This is a genomic window from Spirosoma panaciterrae DSM 21099 (assembly GCF_000374025.1).
Taxonomy (GTDB): Bacteria; Bacteroidota; Bacteroidia; order Cytophagales; family Spirosomataceae; genus Spirosoma; species Spirosoma panaciterrae.
In genome coordinates this window covers 24,211-47,833 of the sequence record NZ_KB893202.1, presented here as the reverse complement: position 1 = coordinate 47,833, position 23,623 = coordinate 24,211, and the positions used below count along the sequence as shown (strand labels likewise).

The 23,623-nt window shown below is 48.1% G+C and carries 22 protein-coding genes; 4 read left to right on the top strand and 18 right to left on the bottom strand.

Annotated features, from left to right (window positions below; all coding sequences use genetic code 11):
• Positions 1 to 898: 898 nt before the first annotated feature.
• The 9 genes from B153_RS37845 to B153_RS0124375 form a co-directional block, all read right to left on the bottom strand.
• A complete protein-coding gene (locus B153_RS37845; protein WP_157634819.1) occupies positions 899 to 1,162 on the bottom strand; it encodes a hypothetical protein in 264 nt (87 codons plus the stop codon).
• Between the two features lie 50 nt (positions 1,163 to 1,212).
• Entirely contained in the window at positions 1,213 to 1,911 is a 699-nt protein-coding gene (locus B153_RS0124410) for a hypothetical protein (protein ID WP_020599374.1), read from the bottom strand.
• 31 nt (positions 1,912 to 1,942) lie between these two features.
• On the bottom strand, positions 1,943 to 3,451 hold the full coding sequence (locus tag B153_RS36890; RefSeq protein WP_020599373.1) for a replicative DNA helicase: 1,509 nt from the start codon (positions 3,449 to 3,451) through the stop codon (positions 1,943 to 1,945).
• A gap of 135 nt (positions 3,452 to 3,586) precedes the next feature.
• Entirely contained in the window at positions 3,587 to 4,354 is a 768-nt protein-coding gene (locus B153_RS0124400) for a hypothetical protein (protein WP_020599372.1), read from the bottom strand.
• 265 nt (positions 4,355 to 4,619) lie between these two features.
• Positions 4,620 to 4,907 (bottom strand): helix-turn-helix domain-containing protein, encoded by a 288-nt coding sequence (locus B153_RS0124395; RefSeq protein WP_020599371.1) that lies wholly within the window; start codon positions 4,905 to 4,907, stop codon positions 4,620 to 4,622.
• Between the two features lie 66 nt (positions 4,908 to 4,973).
• On the bottom strand, positions 4,974 to 5,807 hold the full coding sequence (locus tag B153_RS0124390; RefSeq protein WP_020599370.1) for a hypothetical protein: 834 nt from the start codon (positions 5,805 to 5,807) through the stop codon (positions 4,974 to 4,976).
• A 55-nt stretch (positions 5,808 to 5,862) separates the two neighbouring features.
• Positions 5,863 to 7,173 (bottom strand): tyrosine-type recombinase/integrase, encoded by a 1,311-nt coding sequence (locus B153_RS0124385; RefSeq protein ID WP_040761982.1) that lies wholly within the window; start codon positions 7,171 to 7,173, stop codon positions 5,863 to 5,865.
• A gap of 427 nt (positions 7,174 to 7,600) precedes the next feature.
• Positions 7,601 to 7,924, bottom strand: coding sequence for a hypothetical protein (locus B153_RS0124380; protein ID WP_020599368.1), 324 nt, complete (start codon positions 7,922 to 7,924; stop codon positions 7,601 to 7,603).
• A 189-nt stretch (positions 7,925 to 8,113) separates the two neighbouring features.
• Positions 8,114 to 8,536, bottom strand: coding sequence for a hypothetical protein (locus B153_RS0124375; RefSeq protein ID WP_157634817.1), 423 nt, complete (start codon positions 8,534 to 8,536; stop codon positions 8,114 to 8,116).
• Positions 8,537 to 8,927: 391 nt separating this feature from the next.
• On the opposite strand from B153_RS0124375, the gene B153_RS0124370 reads away from it, so the two are divergent.
• The 4 genes from B153_RS0124370 to B153_RS0124355 are packed head-to-tail and all read left to right on the top strand — an operon-like array spanning position 8,928 to position 12,118.
• Positions 8,928 to 9,875 (top strand): aldo/keto reductase, encoded by a 948-nt coding sequence (locus B153_RS0124370; protein WP_020599366.1) that lies wholly within the window; start codon positions 8,928 to 8,930, stop codon positions 9,873 to 9,875.
• A gap of 1 nt (position 9,876) precedes the next feature.
• Positions 9,877 to 10,914: a zinc-binding alcohol dehydrogenase family protein gene (locus tag B153_RS0124365; RefSeq protein ID WP_020599365.1), complete on the top strand. Its 1,038-nt coding sequence runs from the start codon at positions 9,877 to 9,879 to the stop codon at positions 10,912 to 10,914.
• Entirely contained in the window at positions 10,914 to 11,726 is an 813-nt protein-coding gene (locus B153_RS0124360) for a sugar phosphate isomerase/epimerase family protein (protein ID WP_020599364.1), read from the top strand. The genes B153_RS0124365 and B153_RS0124360 overlap by 1 nt, the downstream gene beginning before the upstream one ends.
• A 44-nt stretch (positions 11,727 to 11,770) precedes the next feature.
• Positions 11,771 to 12,118, top strand: coding sequence for an L-rhamnose mutarotase (locus B153_RS0124355; RefSeq protein WP_020599363.1), 348 nt, complete (start codon positions 11,771 to 11,773; stop codon positions 12,116 to 12,118).
• A gap of 392 nt (positions 12,119 to 12,510) precedes the next feature.
• Here B153_RS0124355 and B153_RS0124350 read toward each other — a convergent pair whose 3' ends face one another.
• From B153_RS0124350 to kdpA, 9 genes are all read right to left on the bottom strand, one after another.
• Positions 12,511 to 13,377, bottom strand: a complete 867-nt coding sequence (locus B153_RS0124350) for a hypothetical protein (RefSeq protein ID WP_157634816.1) — start codon at positions 13,375 to 13,377, stop codon at positions 12,511 to 12,513.
• Positions 13,378 to 13,615: 238 nt separating this feature from the next.
• Positions 13,616 to 14,113 carry a hypothetical protein gene (locus B153_RS0124345; protein ID WP_020599361.1) on the bottom strand — a complete coding sequence of 166 codons (498 nt, stop codon included), beginning with the start codon at positions 14,111 to 14,113 and terminating at the stop codon, positions 13,616 to 13,618.
• Between the two features lie 16 nt (positions 14,114 to 14,129).
• The gene (locus B153_RS0124340; RefSeq protein ID WP_020599360.1) at positions 14,130 to 14,612 is read right to left on the bottom strand and encodes a response regulator; all 483 of its coding nucleotides are present in this window, start codon (positions 14,610 to 14,612) and stop codon (positions 14,130 to 14,132) included.
• A gap of 182 nt (positions 14,613 to 14,794) precedes the next feature.
• Entirely contained in the window at positions 14,795 to 16,576 is a 1,782-nt protein-coding gene (locus B153_RS0124335; protein ID WP_020599359.1) for a sensor histidine kinase, read from the bottom strand.
• Between the two features lie 2 nt (positions 16,577 to 16,578).
• Entirely contained in the window at positions 16,579 to 17,709 is a 1,131-nt protein-coding gene (locus B153_RS0124330; protein WP_020599358.1) for a sensor protein KdpD, read from the bottom strand.
• Between the two features lie 59 nt (positions 17,710 to 17,768).
• The gene (locus B153_RS0124325) at positions 17,769 to 18,956 is read right to left on the bottom strand and encodes a porin (RefSeq protein ID WP_020599357.1); all 1,188 of its coding nucleotides are present in this window, start codon (positions 18,954 to 18,956) and stop codon (positions 17,769 to 17,771) included.
• 116 nt (positions 18,957 to 19,072) lie between these two features.
• Entirely contained in the window at positions 19,073 to 19,636 is a 564-nt protein-coding gene (locus tag B153_RS0124320; RefSeq protein WP_020599356.1) for a K(+)-transporting ATPase subunit C, read from the bottom strand.
• Positions 19,637 to 19,696: 60 nt separating this feature from the next.
• Positions 19,697 to 21,817, bottom strand: a complete 2,121-nt coding sequence (kdpB, locus tag B153_RS0124315; RefSeq protein WP_020599355.1) for a potassium-transporting ATPase subunit KdpB — start codon at positions 21,815 to 21,817, stop codon at positions 19,697 to 19,699.
• 82 nt (positions 21,818 to 21,899) lie between these two features.
• The gene (gene kdpA / locus B153_RS0124310) at positions 21,900 to 23,615 is read right to left on the bottom strand and encodes a potassium-transporting ATPase subunit KdpA (RefSeq protein WP_020599354.1); all 1,716 of its coding nucleotides are present in this window, start codon (positions 23,613 to 23,615) and stop codon (positions 21,900 to 21,902) included.
• Between the last annotated feature and the right edge of the window lie 8 nt (positions 23,616 to 23,623).

Sequence of the window (23,623 nt, the reverse complement as noted above, 5' to 3'; positions counted from 1 at the left end):
GGTGTACAGGTCGCCCGGTACGCAGGTCGAAGCTGATCAAGTCCTCAGTCGTTTTATCCGGTTCCAGATAGCGACGGTAATCCGATTCCGGTTGAGGTAGACCACCATCGGCAAAGGTTTGGTAGCTGCTACGCCGGTAACCTCCATAGCGGGGATGGCGGGAAAACCCGATAACTGCCTGCTGGATAGNCGTTGGCAGCATATCGCCTGTTGGCTTGAGGAGCTCAAGTTTAGCGGCCGTCGGGGAGCTAGCTGTACTCAGGCCATTGATAAGCTGATTTTTCCCATCCTGAAGACTGCTCATGTTGAGTATACCAGTGTTTAATGCTCCATTGTCGGGAGTCGGATTAACCGATTGCAGCTTGTTGAGTCGATCGGTAGACAACCCTTCTCTTCCCGGAATGATGTTGACCAGGCTGGAGAGGTTACTGAGTAGACCCGCTCGCGCCATTTCAGGAGCCAGGTCATCTTCGATCGTATTGAGGGCATCGGTGGCCCCTTGCAGTCGGGCTTCGGCCGCGTCGCGCCGGTTCATCGTGGCCACAATGCCCTGACCCAGGGCCTGGCCAGCAGCTGAACCCAGCGGGCCACCTAGGGCCGTGCCCGCAATCGTGGTTAGTACCGGAACGGCCGTTTTGATGGCATCCCCAAAGAAGGTGCTCTCGCCATTGCGTTTTCGAAACCAGGTCGGTTTCTGAAACTGGGGTAGGTCGGCTACCTGTGTGAGCGGTTGTAAATAATCGTAAATAGCCATGAGTTGTTCGTTGAAAAATGAGTGAGTAACTGGATATAATAGCTTAGAGAACAGTAATTTATTGAAGCACCCGAAAGTCAGGAAATGATTATTTTGCGAATATGTAATGATTAAATCGCGCATATTCCTGTAGGCAGGTAAAGATTACTGGCGGCTTCGAACAAGCTCCATTTTAGACGTATACAGCGCTAGAATTTGGGGTACTCCGCAGTTCAGACTGGCAAAACCTTTGAGTATGCGCAGGCTACTACTGTATGTTTTCCCATGCTCATCGCAGGGAAAAACGAGCGTATAAGGCCCTTCACAGATTTCCGATAGCGGAGCGCAGACTTTAAGAATCCGCACAATTGTCTTTACCGGGTGAGAAGTCTGCGCGTCAGAATCGAAGAATGATAACACTAATCTCATCGGCTTCAATAGGGTATATACAGCATGGGCATCGCCTAACATGAGTGAAGTCAGACGGTTAATAGATTTTTAGCCAGTGAAAGTAGCTTGTCGATGTGGCCATGCCTTTGCACGGCTTGCAACTTCGATTCAGCAAGGCCTAGTTTGTAGCCAGCAACATTTATAGAATATCGATAAAAGAGTTCTCTATAAAGTACCCGCCAAACTTCTTGATGAGAAATGGACTTGCTTCGGGAATATCCATCCACTAAGGCGCGAACTTCAACATCCGGGCGCATCGTCGGTATTGTTGGTGTCAGTGAAGGTAAGGCAGGGGCTGCTTGCTGCAATTGCAGGAGTTGATCCAGTCGCGATTCGAGCGCCCCAATACGCTTTAGAAGTTCACTGTGCTGTTGGGCCTGATCTACAGATTTGTGAAAGACCTGCCGGTAAATTTCAAAAACTTTCGGTAAGCGGCTGGCGATAAAAAACTCAACAGCCTCTAACGCCAACCAGTAAGTTCGCCTTGGTCGTCCTTTCAATTTTTCCGGTGACATGTGGAAAACTCGATAATGCTTTCCCTCCGTAAAAATTAAGGATATAGCTCGCACAGCCGTGTCTTTACGGGTAAAAAATAGTGGCCAGACATCGTCGAGGTCGCACGGGTATTCGTGACCGCTTTGATAAAGCTCAAGCAAGGTTACAAAATATGCCTTGACTGAGGTTGGATTTTCAATATCGACAGGATTTATTATTCCAAATGGTCCCATATTTAGTAGTCATTTTGTAGAAAAAATATTATTAGAAACCTTCCTCGCCTGGCGGAACTTGATTTAACTCCCAGGCTGGCTGTACGGAGGAAGTGGCTGGTGGATTTGATATGGTTAATACTTGAACTGAGGGCGCTTGATCAGCAATACGGTTTGTGGCTACATCTGCCCAAAACACAGCCGTGCCCGTTTCGCCATCGCGGTTCTTGACAATCGCGTATTCAATCAAATGGTCAAAAATGGGTTCGACATATCCTCTCCCTGAAGCCTCTGCTGCATCCCGGGCGGCTTTCTCTTTGTAATAATCATCTCTGTATAAAATGATTACAACTGAGGCGTCTTGTTCGAATTGACCCGTATTGCGCAGGTCAGCCATACCCGCCCGTTTACTACCTATTCGCCCTTCAACCGCCCGATTAAGTTGGGCTAACTCGATTACTGGACAACTTAACCGACGTTGCAGTTGCTTGAGTTTTTTACTGACGCTGGTTAATACATCGTATTCACTACTTGACTTGACAGTTCGGTCAGTCATTAATTGAACGTAGTCGATGACGACCAGACCAATCCCATAGCGCTTTTTCCAGTTTAGTAACTTGTAGCTTAAATCGTTTATATCGCGGTTGTAGTCGTCGTAGAAGTGAATAGGCAAACGCTCGATCAGTCCGGCCGCCTTGTGAATTTGGGTAAACTCATCTTTGGTTAAATTGCCTTTCTTCATTCGTCCGTACTCGATTTGCGTTTCGGACGAAATGAGCCGGTTAATCATGGATTTGGTTGGCATTTCCAGCGATAGAAATGCAACGGGTACGCCTTCGCGTGCGGCTGAAATGGTATGGTACAACCCAGCTACACTTTTACCCATGCCCGGCCTTCCAGCAATCATAATTACATCGGAATCCTGCCAGCCGCCCAAATTCCGGTTTAGCTTGCCTAAGCCCGTTGTAACGCCGGTAAGCGCCCCGGGCTTAGTCATAGCCGATTCCATACATTTCAGCGATTCACTCACCGAATCAGTTAGCGTTGGGTCGACACCAAACGATAGGCCTGCTGAAACTGATTCAGCCGCCTGAGTCATTAAGTCGGTTAAGGAACTGACTGATTCCCCCGACCGTACCGACGACAGAATTTTACCGGCCGATTCAATGGCTAATCGTTTTATCCATAGATTCCGTAAATAGACACACGTATCAGCAAATTCGAATGCTTTGGCTTCGTAGGGTAGATCAATCAGACTAATACCCATTTCCAGCAGTTTAGCCGCTGTTCCATTGGCGTTCATAAACTGCAAGACCGTACCGAGTCGAATGGGCTTGCTGGCTGCCTCCATCGCGTAAAGTGTATCCCACAACAGTCGATAGCCATCATGGGTGATTATCTCCCCACTACCGAGCAGTTCGCGTGCCTCTGATAGTAGCTTGGGCAAATCCATTAGCATCGCCACTAAAGCCCGTTCAGCGCTGACATCCACTGGCAATCCAGTATCATCGAAGGAGTTAGTAGCCTCGTTTGCTTTTTTGGGCTTGCAAGCGTTCTTCATACTCGAGAATAAGTTGGTCTTCGGCTTGTTTCTCTTGGCTTACCGGAATTGATGGGTGAAAGGCCAAGTCAGGTGTTGGTTTAAGGCTTCGATAAGCCCTTTGCCCTAAAGGCGGAAAGATTTGCTTGGCTTGAGTCATGTTAGTTCGCGGGATGGTAAGGGGCGATTAGCATAGGCGGGCTGCGGTTGATTGGTAACCGGATTTGTAGAAGAGGTACGGGTAGATTTTCGGTGTTGCGTTTTCTCTACCTCATCAATAACCCAGCTATTGATAGCCCCGTAGTCGGATTTATATTGCTTGCCACTGGAAAGTTTATAGCTGGATAGTTTATCGAAACACCGTTCCACAAAAGCGTCACCGTACTTTGCAACTAACGTATCCCGTTCTTCAACCTTTAGCAGAACGTTTTCCCGATACATGACTTTTTCAGGTTCTAGTACCGTAGGTTCATCACGCACACGCTTATCTTTCTTTATACCCGTTTTATTCCTTTTATTAGTTTTAGTTGTTTGCACTTGTATTGCAGTTGTATTGCACTGGAATTGCATATCTGCAATAGCGAAACCCTCTTCAATTGCATCGCTATTGCAGTGCTTTTGCAGATATGCAATAGCGAGTTTGACCTTTGTACCGTGTCCCTTTGTTCGCATAATCACCTCAATAATTCCCCAAGCGGCTAAATCATCAATGGCTTTGGCTAGCGTATGCTGTGAACCGATGAAACTCATTTGCATGGTGTGAAGTACGGGTAAATCCAGAATTTCGCGCTTCATGCGATTCCGTAGCTCACAAATCCACGTGTACAAACTTTGATGGTGTGGCTTACAACCCATTTGCATCGATTCGTTTTGCTCCACCTCTGCATAGAAGGCTTTCGTTAGTTCATATCCGTTGCCAATCATGGTGGGTAATAAGGTTAAGACAAAATCAAGGCATCCAATGGCTAGGCTGAGGCAATGGATAATAACGAGTTTTCTAATTGCTGCCTAATAATGACAATACAGGTATAAGATGCCGCAGGAGAGTTTGAATTGGTCAAGATCTTGGCGAATATTCGACATTGTTTTTGAACCATTTTAGCATGGAAAACAAACCAATTGGTTTCATCTTGGATGTGATGAACTTTACTCACTGAACCTTGAATGGGAGAGCTAATTTCATGAATGGTCATAACTCACCTCCTTTCTTGGTAAGTGCTGCCATTGACTCACTACGGAGATAATATTTTTTGTTTCCGAGATGATATCCTTTGAGAAGTCCTTTTTTTTCCCAGCTCCAAATAGTAACCTTGGAAGTTTTAAATAGCTTAGCGACCTCATCAGGTGTGAGAGGCTCATCTGGTTCAATAGTCGAGGGGGAAGTTGCCTTATGACCGCGCAATAATTGCAGGGTCTCTAAACTCAACGCTTCAAGATTTGTCAGCCGCGTGTTTATTGGCTCAAATGGATTTTGCATTGCTATCGTTATTTTGCTTGACGATAGCAAAGTTTAACTGAGTGGAAGAGTTGCAACTAGTTGCAACTAGTTACTAAATTTTGCTCTAATTGTAATTATCTCACTTTCAGCCTGTAGCTTGGCTTTTTCATTTAAATAAGGTAAAATCTTTTCGATCGATTTAATTAAAGAATTAGCTTTCTTACTTGAATCATTAGAATATGCTAGTCGTTTTATGGGAGTAGCATAGTCACAGTAGTCATTATATAATTTTTCTCCTTTCTTAATTGGCGGTTGTAAGTTATAGCAATGAATTAGAGCTCGTTCACGGTCTGTAAGACCATCCTGCCTATTACTTATTCTCCCATACTTCTTAACCCAGTTTTTGATAATTTCATCAAGGAGTGAATTTACCATTGGTGTCGTAATGTGTAGGTTTTTAAGCTCTGTAATGGTTATGTCCCTATTCTGCTCATTCCATTCTATAACTGCTTTCTTGGCTGTAAGTGACGTTTTTAAACCTCTAACTTTTCGTTCTTCTAATTCATTATCAAATAACTGTTTTAGTTGTTTTCTTCGACGTTTGATCAACTGTCTGCTATTCAAAAAGAAATTTTTTGTGTTAGTTAGCCATTTTTGTTTTCTATTCTCTTTGAAGTTTTCAATAGCCTGACGATGCAATTCACCCTGTAGAGTTAAGTCCCAGTATTCAGTTTCAGATGGATCTATATCGGGTATAGGTAAAACCATTTCCCAAGTACCATTACCCTCTTCAACCCACTTTACAGCCCTCAATACTTGAGTCCATGACAATTCGGCTGTTGCTTTGTTAAAAGCAGTATATAAGTAGGGGGGCTTAAGCCAATTCTGCCAATCTCCGAGCGAACTCTTGAACTGTTCATTGTCTTCAGACGTTTCCATAACGATCTATTTTAGGTTTTCGCCCGTTACAGTGTTCCAGACTGTAGCGGGCTTTTTATTTAGTAGGTAAAAAAGGGGTATTCTGTTGCTGCTTCTGCCAGTGCAGAGCCATTACTTTAGCATGCTGTTCCCGGTCTAGCTTGATGTAACGCATAAATGCTTTCTCTGTACGGTGGCCAGTGATTTGCATGATGGTCAAAGCAGGTATACCAGCTAGGTACATATTCGTAGCAAATGACCTTCTTGCTGTATGGGTGCTGATAAGTTGCCATTTTTCAACTGAAATAGTTACCCGCTTTCCTGCCTTCGTTTGTGATTTGCTTTCCAGGTCGTTCAAACCGGCTAGCTGACAAACCTCCTTTAGGTAGTCGTTCATTTTCTGGTTCGATATACTACGGGGTAGCGTCCCTTTGTATTTTTCCAGCATAGCCGTTACAATACCATGACAAGGTATTACCACTTTATCCGCCGTTTTCTGCTGCTCGATACGAATCAATCCATCCTTGATGAACTCAGGACGTAAATTGGTTAGATCGGAGAAGCGTAAACCCGTGTAGCATCCAACCAGAAATAAATCTCTAACCCGCTCCAATCGTTCCTGGCGACTCAGATCCAGGGATAGTAGTTGCTCCAATTCGCTTTCACTCAAATAAACAGCATCGGCTACTTCGTTGACGACCTTAAACGATCGGCTGCGATAATCCTGCTTTACATTTATCCCTTTAGCCGAGGCTTCATTTAGGAAGGTCTTCAGCATTTGGATGTATTTACCGACGTTGTTCTTCGAGAAGCCTTTCTTAAACGTGAGCCATGACGTAAAGTCTTCGTAGAAGTCCAGGTCAATTGTGTCAAAATCAACCTTACGCTTATAGGTACTGGCAAAAGCACGTAACCCGTTCAGGGCAGTTTGATACCGCTGGATGGTACGATACTCCACAGGCTTGCCCGTATCCAGGTTAATGCGTTTAGGGGCGCGTTGTATGAAATCTTCAATAAACGTAAATAAGGCAGGTTGTGATGGTCCCTGATCAATTGCAGCTGCTTTGGGTGGAGCAAGGTACTGGTCAATTCGTTTTCTAACTGTTTCTTTGGTGAGTTGAAGGTCAGCACGAAGCTCTGAAACAATCGTTTCTATTTCGGTTTCCAGACGATCCAAAAAATTATTGATGCTATCTTTGTCCAGTGCATCCACTACGTTTTTTACACGCTGTTTGGCCGTATTCCAATGAGCAGGTAATACTTTAAAGCCCGTACCAACATTGATCCGTTCGTTCGAAAATCGAACCACACAATTAATCGGTGTTGGCTTTTTGGCTTTAGGATCACGAAGCAGATAATTAACAGGGGAGTCCGATGAACGGGCCATAGTCTGAGCAAATAAATTCCGTACACCAAATATAAGCCGGTATACGGAATGGTGTACGGAATAGCTTAATTTATTTTGACTCAAATTAATCTTGCTTAATTTTGGGTAATTATAAAAAACAGCTTATGTGATTAAATAGGGCTATATTTTTGGCCAATCTGAGAAATGGTGAAGATGTTAAAATTAAGTAGGTGTTAGTCCGGCTCCCGGTACAAAAACCCCTTACGAATTTCTGTAAATCAGATATTTGTAAGGGGTTTTAGGTTATTATTGAAATCTCAGAGAATACCGGGGTCAGTTCTTAACATACATGGGCCGTTGTGTTGATCTCGGCAGGAGTCTACAAACCGAATTGTGTTTGGAAAGCTCCCTGTTCATCATCCAGGATTATCCAACTGCTGCTACCTGCCAAACTGCAATCGTTCGGCTAGGGCCTCTTTCGTATAGACAGGAGATTGATTCGGTTTGTATCCTGGGCGCAGCTATCGGGTGGGGCCGATTCGTAACGCACCCAAACCGGAATGGGCCATGCGTTTGGTTCTTCATAATCGGCCGAAAGGTGATTGCTAATGGTGTGATAGTCATTACCTATTTTAATCTGTAGTCCACCAGCACTACAGCCCTTGCTCCAATAATCGGCGATCACGTATCCTGTTAGGATCGCTTCTACTTCATTCGGCTCGATTTTGGAGTCATTTTTACAACTCAGTAGGCAAATCAAACTAAACAGAATCAACTGGGACTGTCTCATTGGTGAAGGTCTGTTTTGGGCTAAGACTCTGTTTAAGCGTCTAAGTAAAGCCACTAAGGGGCGCTTAATTTTAGAGTGTTTGAACAGACTTAAGACCTGAAAAGCAGCCTATTCGTTGGAATTTAATGAAGATTATCGATGAGCTTATTTTAAGCCTACCGTTAAAAATTTACTGAACAGCTTCGCTTTTCAGTACTCAACAGCCCTTAGCGTAATTCGGGGGGTAGGATAAATTTCAATAAACCGACTAATACCATCGCTACCAGCCTGACCTAAGTATTTTCCCTTAAAGAGGAGGGTATACATCTCCTGATCGAAGGCGTTCTGGCCCGTTAAAACTACATCGACGTTGGGATAGGTATAGGTGAATTTGGTTTTACCCGAGGTGCCCGTCGCAGTGATACTGATCAAGTCTGGGCTAATTTCATTGACCTGAATCGTTCCTTTAGGGTTGTCGTCGGAAAGAGTAGCCGTAGCGTACTGGTCCAGCTTATAGCTGCCCACGGTAGCCTGAGCGACGCTGGGGCGTACATAATGACCGCAACGGATACCCAGCAGTAAGGCTGCCAACACAAAGCCAGTTCGAAGTCTTGTTAGGGAAGAGCGTAGCATAACGTCATCAAGGGGTGAGTGGTTAATTGAGAGAGATACCCAAAGGTAAGGAATTAGTAAGTAAAAATACGGATAAATCGATGCGTATAAACAGGTTTATTGGCAAGGGGGAAGTTTTATAAAGCTCGTTGCAAGCCATTTAGCTTATGTAGTTTCACGCTTACCTGCTGAGTCAGTTACGGGATCAATGTAAAAACGCGTCGGAAACAAGGCCTAGGGGTTCTATTCCGGTGAACTTTTCTGCAAATCGGGGTTTGAGGTACTTTTTTCGCTAGTAGAAATGGGAGCTGCGTGCATTTGCTATCTGAGTAGATTAGGCAGGAACCCCGTTGTATTCTGACCAGCCGGGGCAATAGCAGCTACTAGGATGTATAGTTTATAAAACGAATCAATGCAGTATCGTCAACTAGGAAACACAGATCTGATTGTATCACAGTTGAGTTTTGGGGCGTCTCCGTTGGGGAATGTGTTTAATGAGGTATCGGAAGACGAGAGTTTACGGGCTGTCCATGTAGCTATCGATCAAGGCATCAACTTTTTTGACGTAGCCCCCTTTTACGGCGACACACTGGCTGAAACACGGCTGGGTAAGGCGCTGAAGTATAAACGTAATTCTGTTTTTCTGGCTACAAAATGCTGTCGATACGGAAACGGCGTATTCGATTTTTCCTATGAGCGGGTATTACGCAGCATCGACGAGTCGCTGGAACGACTACAGGTTGATTATGTAGACCTGCTTACGGTTCATGACATCGAGTTTGGGGATCGCCAACAGGTATTGAACGAGGCTATTCCCGCAGCCCTGAAAGTCAAAGAGATGGGTAAAGCGCGTTATATCGGATTTTCGGGCCTGCCCGTACGCTATCTGGCCCAAATTGCCCGGCAAGTAGACGTCGATACGGTGTTATCCTGGGGACATTATACGTTGCTGGAAGATGAAATCAACGACGAGCTTGTCCCGCTTTCTATCCAGAAAGGATTTGGTTTGATGAATGCTGCTCCGCTGATGCAGCGGATTTTGTCGGATGCACCGATTCCACCCTGGCAAAGCTCCCCTCCAGCCGTGAAGGCTATACAGCCCAGACTAATAGCGCTGTGCCACGAATACGGTTTGGCCTTGAGCGACGTAGCGTTAAAGTATGCCGTGGGCCATCCGGTGATTGCTACCACCATTGTCGGTATGTCGGAACAGAAACAAGTTGAGCAAAATCTGCGGGCGTTACAAATCAGCATTCCCGATGAGTTACTTCAGCGCATTGAGACGTTGGTGGCTCCGGTGAAAAATCAAATGTGGTTTGAAGGAAAACCCGAAAACAATATTCCAAAATCGAACGCTTGAGATGAATAAGCAACCTGCTCTGGTCCTGGTTGAGCCCGGAAAAACAGAAATACGTGAGATTGATGTACCCACCCTCGGCCCGGAGGATGTATTGTTACAGGTCAACCGGGTAGGGTTCTGCGGGGGGGATCTCAACGGGTTTCGGGGTTTATTTGAATTACAGGAATATCCGAACGTTCTGGGCCACGAAGTAGGCGCTACGGTACTGGAAACCGGGAACCAGGTGCCGGGTCAGTTTCAGCCGGGAATGCGGGTTACGTTGAATCCCTATCTGAATTGTGGCGTTTGTCTTTCGTGTCGCAAAGGGCGGCCAAATGCCTGTCAGGATAACAAAACCATGGGGGTCCGTCGGCCGGGTGCGATGACCCGTCTGATCAGTGTGCCCTGGCAAAAACTGCATAGTTCGGCTACCTTATCGGCCCGGGAGCTGGCGCTGGTTGAACCACTTACGGTGGGCTTCCATGCCGTAAGTCGGGGGCGGGTCGTAGCGGGCGAAAAAGTAGCTGTGATCGGTTGCGGAATCGTAGGAATGGGGGCTGTAGCGGCTGCTGTTCATCGGGGAGCCGAGGTAATTGCCATCGACATTGACGACGCCAAAATGCGAACGGCCAGCCTGGCCGGGGCGGCTCACACCATCAATACGACCCGCGTCGATTTACATGAGGCTCTGATGGAAATTACCAACGGCGATGGTCCCGATGTGATTATTGAAGCCGTCGGTAACCCAAACACCTACCGGGCAGCCGTCGATGAGGTGGCGTATACCGGACGGGTGGTTTATATTGGCTATGCTAAAAAACCAGTCGATTACAATACGGGTACATTTGTCCGGAAAGAGATCGAAATTCTGGGTTCACGCAATTGCCTGGGTGAATTTCCGGAAGTGATCGAATATCTGGAAGCGGGTAAATTTCCGGTCGATGCCGTGATTAGCCGGGTTGTTTCGCTGGATGATGCGGGAGCAGCCCTGGCCGACTGGTCGGACAATCCCGGACCGATTACAAAAATTATGGTCAATTTTGATACGTCTGCCAAGTAATGAAATCCTGTGTGACAATTGCGCTGGTTCCCAGTATCAAAACCGGCCCCTGGATTTATTGGCATGATCTGGAAACGAGTATGGCCAAAGCGGCCGCTTTAGGTTTTGATGCCGTTGAGTTATTCACACCGGCTGCCGATACCGTAAGCCCCGAACAGCTAACGGCTTTAACCCGTCGATATAGCCTGCAGGTAGCGGCTGTGGGCACGGGAGCAGGCAAAGTGCTACACGGCTTGACCCTGACCGACCCTGACCCGCAGATTCGAGCCGATGCGGTAGCCTTTATTGCCGCTATGATTTCGTTCGGGTCCACCGTCGGTGCTCCGGCCATTATAGGCTCCATGCAGGGGAATGTTGCGCCAGGTATTGACAAAGAACAGGCGCTTCAATGGCTGGCCGATGGGTTGAATGAGTTGGGCAGGCACGCTGAAGAGCACGGGGTAACACTGATTTATGAACCGCTGAATCGGTACGAAACCAACCTGATCAATGACATTACTACGGGGGTTGCGTTTATCCGAACCCTGACTACCAACCAGGTGATGCTGCTGGCCGACCTGTTTCACATGAACATTGAAGAGCGTTCTCTCCCGGAGAGCATTCGTGCCGCAGGGGCTTCCATCGGTCATGTGCACTTTGCCGATAGCAACCGACGGCCTATTGGTATGGGGCATACATCTATGGATGAGATAGCTACCGCCCTCAAAGCGATTGGGTATAGTGGTTATATTTCGGCCGAAGCGTTTCCGTATCCCGACCCCGATCGGGCAGCTCAGCAAACCATTCAGTCATTCAGGACCTATTTTGGTTAATCTTTCATTTTGCCCACTCTCTAGCAAATTTACCTTTAAGCTATATGCAACGATTCTGTCTGGCGCTCGACTTAAAAGACGACCCTGAACTGATTAGCGAATATGAACGATGGCACGCTCAGGGAAGCGGCTGGCCAGAAGTGCGGGCCAACGACCTGAAAGCGGGGATTCAGGATCTTCAGATTTACCGAACCGGCAACCGGATGTTTATGATCCTGGAAACCGATGATGCCTTTAGCTTCGAAAAGAAGAGAGAACTTGACGCCGAAAATCCGCACGTGCAGGAGTGGGAGCGGCTGATGTGGCGGTTTCAGCAGCCATTGCCCTGGGCCAAAGAAGGCGAAAAATGGGTACGCATGGATCAGATTTTTCAGTTTGAGAAAGACGTCTGATCGATTCCTTAACGGGCTGGATGTAGCTTGCCTAAGTGGGTGTGAAGTAATCGGACGGTTAATGATCGTATCCATCAACCCCATACATGGCGTTTGTCTGATTAGTGAGAATCTTGCAGTTATGTATAATCTAATGGCTAATTGCGATCATCAAATGGCGTATAACTGATATAAGAAGGGCTGTCGGGCAATTGTGTCACGGTATTTGCTCTCTTGAGTCAGGTAGATATAGACATACGATATTTAATAAAAAGCAGGCTACGTATTAAAGCCTGCTTTTTTTCTTGTAGTACAGCTGTATTGATTAAGCGTCTGTCGGCGAAATCTATCTACTGAGTAGGTAGTCAGCGAGCACCCGATAGACGATACTAATTAATCGGAGACCGGATTTCTTAATAAGATTCGTACTCAAAATATAAGGTTCCCATCACAATTCGGTCTGGGAATCCAGCGCGGAAAGCGGTTCGGCTGGTAGGTAAGCCCAGGTTATTATACGTGTACACAAAATCATAATACCCATCGGAAGTGGGGTTGTTCTGGCTCAATGACATCAAATTGGCAATACCGTCATTTTTGGCTGGATAAACGAAAACCGATATCGGAGAAATGGTTACAGGGTCGAGATTGAGCGTTGCAATGGGCATGATGATCCCATAGAAAGGATTGACCTTCGTATCGTAGAGGAAATCGAATTCGCTTACCTGACCCGTCGGCAGAAAGGTGATCCGAGCCGATGTCAGATTTTTATTGGTATAGGTAAATTGGGTAGTAAACTGGTTGTATTGATAGCCATTAAAGCTCTCTACATAATTACCGATGATTTGATTGGCGGAATTATAGGTCGGCTTGCAGATAAAATTAAGGCTGTCGACTGCATTATTGGTATAACGGATTTCGGCAATCTGGTCATCTCCGGCATAGCCGAAACTATACCTGTCGGTTTTAGTTCTGGGTGGATCGGGCGTTAGATGAGTCTGAATGGTTCGCTGGATTTGTACGAGTTTACTTTGGTTGTCGTAGATGTACGAGGTGAACTCAAGGCGGGCCGTGTCTTTTCGGTATGTTTTAATGCCGCTTAATTTTCCTTGTTGATCATAACTAAACTCGCTGGTTAGCTGGTTGCTGCCAATGACTTCGGTTACTGTTTTTAATCGGAGTTGGCTGGGGGCCAGGCCTGGAAAGCGGTGGTCATCACAGGCAGAAAGCAGAAACATGAGCACTAAACTGCTCAGGATGAAATGGATTGGATACGTCTTCACAATGGTAATTGAATCAAAAAGTGGCCGTTTACCCTTGACGGCTGATTCCCGCACATACATTAGCGGCAGCCGGTCTGGGATGTCGGCTGTAAAGAAGGGGTATTGGAAGACAATCGTATATGATGATAGTCAGGTGAACAGATGATAATGACCAGAAGATGAATAGGTTGTCCTGTGACTACACTGCTTTTTTATCGTAGATTTCGTTGCGTGTACGAGTTGAGTTCTCCTGGAACAATCAGACGCGAATGTTTACTGAGGGGTAATCGTTGGTTCGGGCAAGGGATGTCCTGAAATGATTCAGGGCTTGTTGGTAGTGACGTAACAAACGGGTTTTAGGGGCTCCCCGTTTCATTTGATGCTGGGTTTTCCAGATCAGTTGCTGCATCTGATCGTGGCACGCCTGTAAGTGAGCGATTCGGCTTTGCCGGATATGCCGGGCTCGCTGAAACAAATTCATCCAGTCGGAGTCGTAGCAAAAACCGTTGGGTTGAGTTAGCAATTGTCGCCAATCCTGCTCAAGGTTGGCCAGTGATTGGGCAAAGGGTGCCCCGTCGAAAAGGTAAACAGGCAGCTCGCTGATACCATCTTCATCCAGATAGCGTACTCTTTGTAGGGTATCGCCCTTCTTAGCCAGTGCATTAATGATGTCAAGACCTGAATCCAGCGACACGCCACTGAATGAAAACGTCCGTTCCTGCTGGTCCTGCGTATACAGATTGACTAGAAATGTCATTTTAGATCGTGTGAATTTAAAATGAAATATGGGTAGGCGGGAGAATGGCTGTTTCCCACCAGTAAGCATGAAGGCTACGAAAGAGCTGCTCCCAATCGGATGGCGTGGTGGGCTTCGCCAAATAAGAGGCTACCCCCAGTTGATACGCATTTTCTATATCCTGCTGACTCACCGAAATGCTGAGCAGGATAACTGGTATATGGCTGTAGGGAGGGTCCAGGGCTTTGATATGCTGGAGAAACTGCCATCCCTCCTGAGCGGTTGGCAGGTACAAATCCAGCAGGATCAATTTAGGGAGTTCCCATTCCTGATGGGCCCATTCCTGAAGCAAATCCAGGCCCTGCTGGGCAGTACTTACGCGTTGCAAAGTAGCCTGGGGAAGCAACCGGGTCAGGACTTGGTGCATGACCAGCCAGTGGTCATCATTATCTTCAATAAATAATAGTTTAGCCTGTTGAGTGGTCGACTTTGAGGAGGTTGTCGAACGGGTAGAAGGCATTCGTTGAATTAATTTAAATATGTTGTAGTAAAACTACGGCATATCATCGAAAATCAACAGGAAAAGCCGATAAAACCATTGAATAGCCCTTGGTTGGTATAAAACAGCGTATAAAGTACATGACTGGCTAACCCAGGAGGGTAGAGTAGGGGTGGGATAAGACCAGAGCTAGTCTACAGGAATCAGGAAACGTTTAGCCTGAAGTAAAAAGCGGCTCCTGGTTCAACATCGGCATGAATACCAATCTGACCACCCATACTTTGAATAAACTCTCTGGAAATAGCCAGACCTAAGCCTGTGCCGCTGACCTGGCCATTGAGGCCAGGCGCTTTGAAATAGCGATCAAACACCCGGTCGCGGTGTTCGGGCCGTAACCCTGGACCATAATCCCGAACCCTAAATTCCACCTCTTTGTCCAACTGATGAACCGTAATGTCGATCGGTGATTGTTCGGGGCTATAGCGAACGGCATTGGATAGGAAATTAATCAGTACCCATGAGGCTTTGTCCAGATCGGCCTTGACGAGGGGTAAATGATCGGACGCTGATAGCTTCAACTGGATTTGTTTCTGATCTGCCTGAGTACGCAGAGCCGCCAAGGCTATATGGACCATGTCCAGTGGCTTAACCGGCTGAATATGAAGTTCGATTTGCCCCGACTCAACCTGGGCCATGTTCAGGATCTCGCCAGTCAGCCGGAGCAGACGATCCGTATTTTCTTCAACGTGGGCCACCATCTCCTGCTGTTCTGTATTCAGATCGCCAAGGCGTTTGTCGCGCAGGAGTTTCAGGCTCATTTTGATCGCTGAAATCGGCGTTTTCAATTCGTGCGAAATGGTGGCAATAAAATTGGTTTTAGCCAGATCCAGTTCTTTATACGAGGTAATGTTCTGAAGGACAATGACGTATCCGGCCTGGATCGGTTGCGATTCGCCGGTAGGTGTCACGACCACCTTGTGGATCTGTTTACTAAAATAACTTTCCTTGCCTTTCCCGGTCGATCCGGTATCATAAATTTTTAAGATGGTATTGGCGGTGTCGGGAAGTTGAATCGGTATGGGAGCTGGATCATCGGTTGCGGATTGATCCGTCATGACATCTTGAATGAGGGTTCGCAACAAGTCATTGGTAGTGGCTACATCTGGGGCATACTGACCGATCAGATGATACCGCTCTACGCCCAGCAATCGTTCGGCAACAGGATTGACGAACAGGATACGTCGTTTCTGATCCAGTCCAATAATGCCATCGGGCATTAATTCTACCAGCGTATCGATGCGTTTTTTTTCGAATAAGACCTTCGCCAGATTGGAATGCTCATACTCGTCGAGTTTCTGCGCCATGGAATTGAACGAGCGCGCCAGTTCGCCAAATTCATCGCTTGATTTAAAATGTAAGCGTTCTTCAAAATTTCGGCTGGCAATCTGTTTAATCCCTCGTGTTAATTCCCGTATCGGATTGGCAATGTACCCCGGAATATTAATGACAAAGGAAAAAATGACCAGAAAGCACAGGGTGCCTACCGAGCCCAGCAGCACCAGCGCATCGTTGGCGGTTTGATCGGCTGTCTTACTTTTGCGTACGATGGCCTGCCGATTGACATCATCGATGGCCAGCAGGTGTTGACGAATCCGATTCAGCGTGGCCTCGTCTGTTGCGCCCGATTTTAACCGGATAAATTCGCGCCGTACAGCCGACGTCGGCTGTTGCTCTCCGGGTTCTGTTACGTTTCGTTCCTGCTTTTTCAGGTTGGTTTCAAAGTCGGTCAGGGCATCGGGGTCGGTGAGGTCCGTGAGGGCTTTTTGCATATTGCCGACAAACTCCAGCGAAATGTAATTGTCTTTTAAAATCGCCTGTGAATCTTCCGATAGTCGATTCAGATAAAAGGCGCCTAATCCGCCCAGTAGCAGAATGATGCTAACCAGGAAAATCAGAGATAATGCTATTTTGGCCCTGAGTGTCATAGTTACGAAAGAATAACCAGGTCCGTATCTGATTCGGAAAGCCGGTTTAAAAGCTGATTGAAAGCAAATGTGCGTAGAATAATCTGAACTAGATTAAAATGGGGCTTACCAATGCATACCGTGGTTACGTTACGTTTCTGAACTTCCTCAATAATGCAGCTGACGATATTGTTGCCCTTAGCCTGGATGACTTCAGCCCCCAGTTCGGTGGCTAATTTGAAGTTATTGATGAGGTGTCGCTGCCTGTCCAGCCGGATCCGATCGGGCGACTCGGCAGGGGTCTGCACGTAGAGCACATACCAGCGCGAGTTGTAATAGGCGGCCAGCCGGGCCGTTTTTCGGATCACCTTGCGGGCTACTTCGGCATTGGAGCTGATGCTGGCTAAAAAACGCTCGGGTTTGGCCTGGGTATTGGCCGGAAGGGAGGTTTCGATTTTACGTTCGACGGCGGTAGCTACTTCCCGAAGAGCAAGTTCGCGAAGCTGCAAAATTTTCTCTGGCTGAAAAAAATTACTCAGCGCCGTCTGGACCTTCGCCTGATCATAGATTTTCCCTTCCTTTAGCCGGGTAATCAACTCATCGGCAGTCAGGTCGATATTGACGACCTCATCGGCCAGGTGCAACACCCGATCGGGAACGCGCTCGGTGACATCAATACGGGTAATCTCATGCACTTCGTCGTACAGGCTCTCAATGTGCTGTATATTCACCGCACTGATCACGTTAATGCCTGCGTCCAGAATCTCAAGCACGTCCTGCCAGCGTTTTTCATTCTTGGAGCCCGGAATATTGGTATGGGCCAGCTCATCGACAATGGCCAGTTCGGGATGGTAATTGATAATAGTCTGAACATCCATTTCTTCCAGCTCACGCCCTTTATAAAACAACTTTCGGCGTGGAATAACGGGCAATCCTTCAATCAGCGCATGGGTTTCGGCCCGGTTATGCGTTTCGATAAACCCAATTTTTACATCAATTCCACTACGCAGCAACGTGTGGGCTTCCTGAAGCATGCGGTAGGTTTTGCCCACTCCGGCACTCATACCAATGTAAATCTTAAACTTACCTCGTCGAGATGCCTGGATAAGTCGAAGAAACTGTTCAGCAGATTGATCGCGTTCGTTGGGTTGCATAGGTTTACAGGCTGGTAAAGTCGGGTAGGGGAACTTCGCCTACCCGACTTTAGGCAGGATTAAAAACTGATGGCCAGGCTGGTCGTTAGCGAGGTATTGGTGTTGCCTGTTCCGGTATGGGTCTCGAAAAGAGCATCCTTACTGTCGTATACTTTTCCTTCAATACGAACCAGTGCGTTGGGCAGAATGGCATAATCGTAATTCAGCGAATACCCCATCGTTTGGAAGCCGTTTGGGGTTCCGGTGCTGATTATGACGCCGTTTTTATCGGAATAGTACTCCATACGACCCGCCAGATAACTTTTAGAACTGGTTGCTACACGGGCAATAACGACGGGCGAATACCAGATATAGCTGCCCGTGCCAACCCGACTGCCGCCGGGACCGATGGGTTTGCGGTCGGCACCAATGTCGAAGCCCAGAATTAGGCCAACTTTTTTGGCTGGGTTGATGATGGCGTAAAAGTTATTGAAGAATCGTCCCTGCTTCAGCGAGTCGGGCCGATCGGAACCGATAAATGTACTCCAGTTCAGGGTTACTTTATCCGATGGTTTGAACTGAATCTGAGTACTGAGCGATGGGCCGCTATAACCGGGTAGTTTGGCTATACGCTGCCAGCCATTCAGCACTGAGCCAAGGAGGGTCCATTTGCCGTTTGGTGTGGCATAGGTGAGTTTGGCTCCCGACAGATAGTAAGGCGAATTTTCGGCCAGCAGGCTACGGGTCAGCGTCCAGCAGTCTTTCGAAATGGCACTTTCAAAACCAATGTGAGAGGTGAAAATGCCCGCATCCAGCCACAGTTCGCGAGATTGGCTAAGCCTGACTCCTACGTTGGCTTCCAAGACGTTTTTCAGTAAATCCTGTTCCGCAGCATAGTTATACTGGGCATACGTACCAACCTGAAGGGCCAGGTTGGCCCGGAGCCGATCGGTTGAATAAGCGGCTTTCAAATAGGCCAGATTGATGTTGATCTCCCGGTTTCGTTTGTGATTGTATAAAAAACCTGGTCGTTCCTGTGTTGTTTTCGGAGCGGTAAAGTCGTGTGTATAATACGCTTCTACATAACCTGACAGGGTCAAGCCTGAGTCGGCAGAATGGGCAGACAGGTTAGAGGCCAGTGGATTTTTGGTGGAGTCGGTTAATGAAAAACCCGTTTGGTTCAAACGTTGAGGAGTATCGGTAGCCTGAGCGAATGAAGAACTACCTCCTACGGATAAAGCGAAAATTGTACTGAAAACTACGTTCATGGTTGTGATTGACCGATTGAATCGATCCGGGGTTGTTGTACTCAATGAGCTTGATGCCTGTTTGGCTCGCCCTGGAAACTCAGGAAGCCGGGTCTTCCCGGACGAGCCGGTCTGGATTAGTTTATCTGGTCGAGAGCCACATTCAGGGCCAGTACATTTACGGTGGCTGGACCAAATAAACCCAGTAGCGGGCCTTCGGTGTGGTCATCCACTAATTGATTCAGTCGGTCGGCCGAAATACCGCGAACCTTTGCAATGCGGGCTATCTGAATTTTAGCGCCAGCCGGGGATAAATCCGGATCAAGGCCAGAGCCAGAAGCCGTTACCAGTTCGGCCGGAATATCGTCTTTGCGTACTCCCGGATTATGGACCAGAAACGTATCGATACGAGCCTGTACCGCTTTCAGATAATCAGGATTCGACGGGCCTTTGTTCGAACCGGCAGAACCGGCAGCATTGTAGTCTACCGCCGACGGACGACTGTTGAAATAACGGTCTTCGGTGAATTTTTGGCCCACTAGTTTGTATCCCACTACTTTACCATTTACCGTAACGGTTTCGCCTTTCCCACCGCCCGGGGTTAATGTAGCAATGCCTGCAACTACCAGGGGATAGATGACCGCGATGATGACCAGCATGACCACGGTTAGTCGGATGGCTGGACCAATATGAGATTTCATGACGTGTATTAAGTTAGTGTTGGCGGAGTACGACCCTTCGGACTCCGGTATGTATGATGATTAGATAAAAAGACCTACTGCCAGATCAATCAGCTTGATACCGACAAAGGGCGCTGCTATACCACCTAGTCCGTAAATGAACAGGTTTCGGCGCAACAGAGCGGAAGCTCCAATCGGCTTGTATTCAACCCCTCGCAGGGCTAGTGGAATGAGTAAGGGTATGATGATCGCATTGAAAATGACCGCCGATAAGATGGCCGATTCGGGAGAATGCAAACCCATAATGTTCAGTGCCTGTAACGCTGGGATGGACAGCGTAAACAGAGCGGGTACGATAGCAAAATATTTAGCCACGTCGTTGGCAATGCTGAAGGTGGTCAGTGTACCGCGTGTAATGAGCAACTGTTTTCCGATTTCCACCACCTCGATGAGTTTGGTGGGGTCGTTGTCCAGATCGACCATGTTACCAGCCTCTTTGGCGGCCTGTGTTCCCGAGTTCATCGCTACACCTACGTCGGCCTGGGCAAGTGCAGGCGCATCGTTGGTACCGTCGCCCATCATGGCGACGAGTTTACCCCCGGTCTGTTCGCGTCGGATGTAATTCATCTTGTCTTCTGGTTTGGCTTCAGCAATGAAGTCGTCGACCCCTGCTTTGCCCGCAATGAACTTGGCTGTCAGCGGGTTGTCGCCAGTCACCATCACCGTTTTTACGCCCATTTTCCGAAGCCGGTCAAATCGCTCGGATATGCCCGGTTTTATGATGTCCTGTAGTTCGACAACGCCTTTTACGACCTCATTCTCCGTCACAACCAGCGGTGTACCTCCATTGGCGGCAATCTCATTGGCTTTGGTTTCAATTTCCGTTGGAAATGGGTTCCCGGCTCGCTGTACAATGGCCCGGATCGAATCTACGGCACCTTTTCGAATCCGAAGCAACTGGCCGGTGGCCTGTCCGGTCAGGGGCAGATCGATCCCCGACGAACGGGTTTCGGCTGTAAACTTGATCAACGTTGCCCCAGTGGTACTCAGGTTGCGGGTTACATCGGCTCCCCAGTCGCCACTACGGGCTAGTTCTACGATTGATTTTCCTTCCGGGGTTTCATCGGCCAGTGAACTTAAGGCCGATGCCCGTACCATATCGGCCTGACTGACACCCGGCGCCGGGTAAAAATTCGTTGCTTTCCGGTTGCCAATCGTGATCGTTCCTGTTTTGTCGAGCAATAAAGTATCGACATCCCCCGCTGTTTCTACCGCCCGACCCGATTTGGCAATTACATTGGCCTGAAGCGCCCGGTCCATACCGGCAATGCCGATGGCGGATAGTAACCCGCCGATGGTGGTGGGAATCAGACAGACGAACAGCGAAATCAGTGCGGCAATCGTGATGGGTGTGTTGGCATAGTCGGCAAAGGGCTTCAAGGCCACGCAGACGATGATAAAGATCAGGGTAAAACCGGCCAGCAGGATCGTCAGCGCAATTTCGTTCGGGGTTTTCTGCCGGGTAGCGCCTTCAACCAGCGCAATCATCTTATCCAGAAACGATTCGCCGGGTTGGGTCGTCACCATCACTTTGATGCGGTCGGAGAGCACTTTCGTTCCGCCCGTAACCGATGATTTATCCCCACCAGCTTCCCGAATTACCGGGGCCGATTCGCCCGTAATAGCCGACTCATCAATGGTGGCCAGACCTTCGATGATTTCACCATCCGACGGAATAATATCACCGGCTTCGCAAAGAAATACATCCCCTTTTTTGAGTTGTGCCGAAGAGATCGTCTGCACCAAATTGTCGGACCGTTCGTCGAGTTTGTATTCACCAGCCGATCGGATCACTTTAGCGGGTGTTTCCTGCCGGGTTTTTCGAAGCGATTCGGCCTGGGCTTTGCCCCGTGCTTCGGCAATGGCTTCGGCAAAATTGGCGAAGAGAACCGTTACGAACAGGATGAACGTAATGCTCAGATTGTAGGCCAATGAACCCTGGGTGGTATCGCCCGTGAAGGCGATGTAGGCCGTTACCAGCACCATGATGAGGGTGCCAACCTCAACGGTAAACATGACTGGGTTTTTGATTAAAACAGTGGGATTCAGCTTTATAAACGATTCCCGGATGGCGGTCCCGATCAGTTCTTTCTGGAACAGGCCAGGCCGTGTGCGGTTCGGGGATGAAAGTTGCTTTGCCATAGTGGTAATGAGCCGCTTTCGCGGTGAGTTGGGCACCCTTCGGCGATGAGAACCCATTGCCGAAGGGTTGACGACAGACGTATTATTTGAGAGAGAAATATTCAGCGAGAGGCCCCAGAGCCAGTGCAGGGAAGAATGAAAGTGCCGTAATGATAAAGATGACCGCAAAAATCATCAGTCCAAAGGTGGGGGTGTCGACAGGTAAGGTGCCGGCCGATTCAGGAACGTATTTCTTACGAGCCAGCAGTCCGGCAATGGCAACGGGACCGATGATCGGGATATAGCGTCCCATAATCAGAACGATGCCGGTAGCGTAGTTCCAGAAAAAATTGTTGTCGCCCAAGCCTTCAAAACCCGACCCATTGTTGGCATTGGACGAGGTTATTTCGTACAGCATCTCGGTAAAGCCATGAAAACCGGGATTATTGAGCCAGGCGGATGGTTTTACGGCCCAGGAAGCATCGCCATAGTGGATAAAAAACCAGGCCGCCAGGGCCGTACCGCCTTTCACCAGAAAAGCACTCAACAAGGCAACGATCGAGGCAATCTTGATCTCTCGGGCTTCAACTTTTCGGCCGAATAGTTCGGGGGTTCGGCCAACCATGAGCCCGGATATAAAGACCGCGATAATCAGGAAGTAGTAGAAATTGAGCAGTCCGGCCCCTACACCCCCGTAAAAGGCGTTGACCATCATACCCAGGAGTTCCATCGTACCCGACATCGCCATGGAGCTATCGTGCATGGAGTTGACAGAGCCCGTCGAAATAACCGTAGTAACGATGCTCCAGTACGCCGAGGCCAATGGACCGAATCGGACCTCTTTCCCTTCCATAGCGCCGGTAGGTTGACCGATTCCCATCTGGGCAATCGCCGGATTTCCACCTAGCTCAGTAACCAGCGTTGGAACCAGCAGCATCAACAGCCCCACCGTCATCACGCCATATATGATCCAGGCAAATCGTTTCCGGTTGATGAAAAAGCCCAGCGCAAAAATCATGGCAATCGGAATCACCACCTGGGCAATCATCTCGACCATATTGGTCAGGTAATTCGGATTTTCAAGCGGATGGGCCGAGTTGGTACCAAACCAACCCCCGCCGTTGGTTCCCAGGTGCTTGATGGCAATGAACCCGGCGGCTGGACCACGCGAAACCCCAACCGTATCGTCCTGCATGGTTACAAGCGTGTCTTTGCCGTCGAAACTGGCGGGTGTTCCATTGAAAGCCAGAATAGTTGCTACAACCAAACTGAACGGCAGGAGTACACGAGTGATTGATTTGACAAAGAGTACATAGAAGTTTCCTACGGTCTCGACGGGTTTGGGCATAAACGAACGGAACAATAGGACCGCAGCGGCTATGCCGGTAGCTGCCGAAACAAACTGGAGAAACATCAGTACGCCAAGCTGGGTAAGATATGTTACCCCCGATTCGCCCGAATAGTGCTGAAGGTTACAGTTGATGAGAAAACTGATGGCGGTGTTGAACGCCAGATCGGGCGTTTGAGAGGGATTGCCATCCGGATTGAGGGGTAAACTCCCCTGTGTAAGTAATAGAACAAAAGCGTAGACCAGCCATAGCGCATTGATCGTCAGTAGCGCAACCAGGTTTTCTTTCCAGTTCATCTCCCGACCGGGATCAATACCGCCCAGGCGATAAATGAGCCTTTCCAGGGGCTTCATGAAGTCGAACGCATTGGGTTCATCTTTAAAAACCTTGGCAAGAAACTTGCCCAGAGGTATTGCCAGCAGCACGGTAATGCCATAGGTGACAATAACCCCCATCCATTCGGTAGTCATTGTGTAGT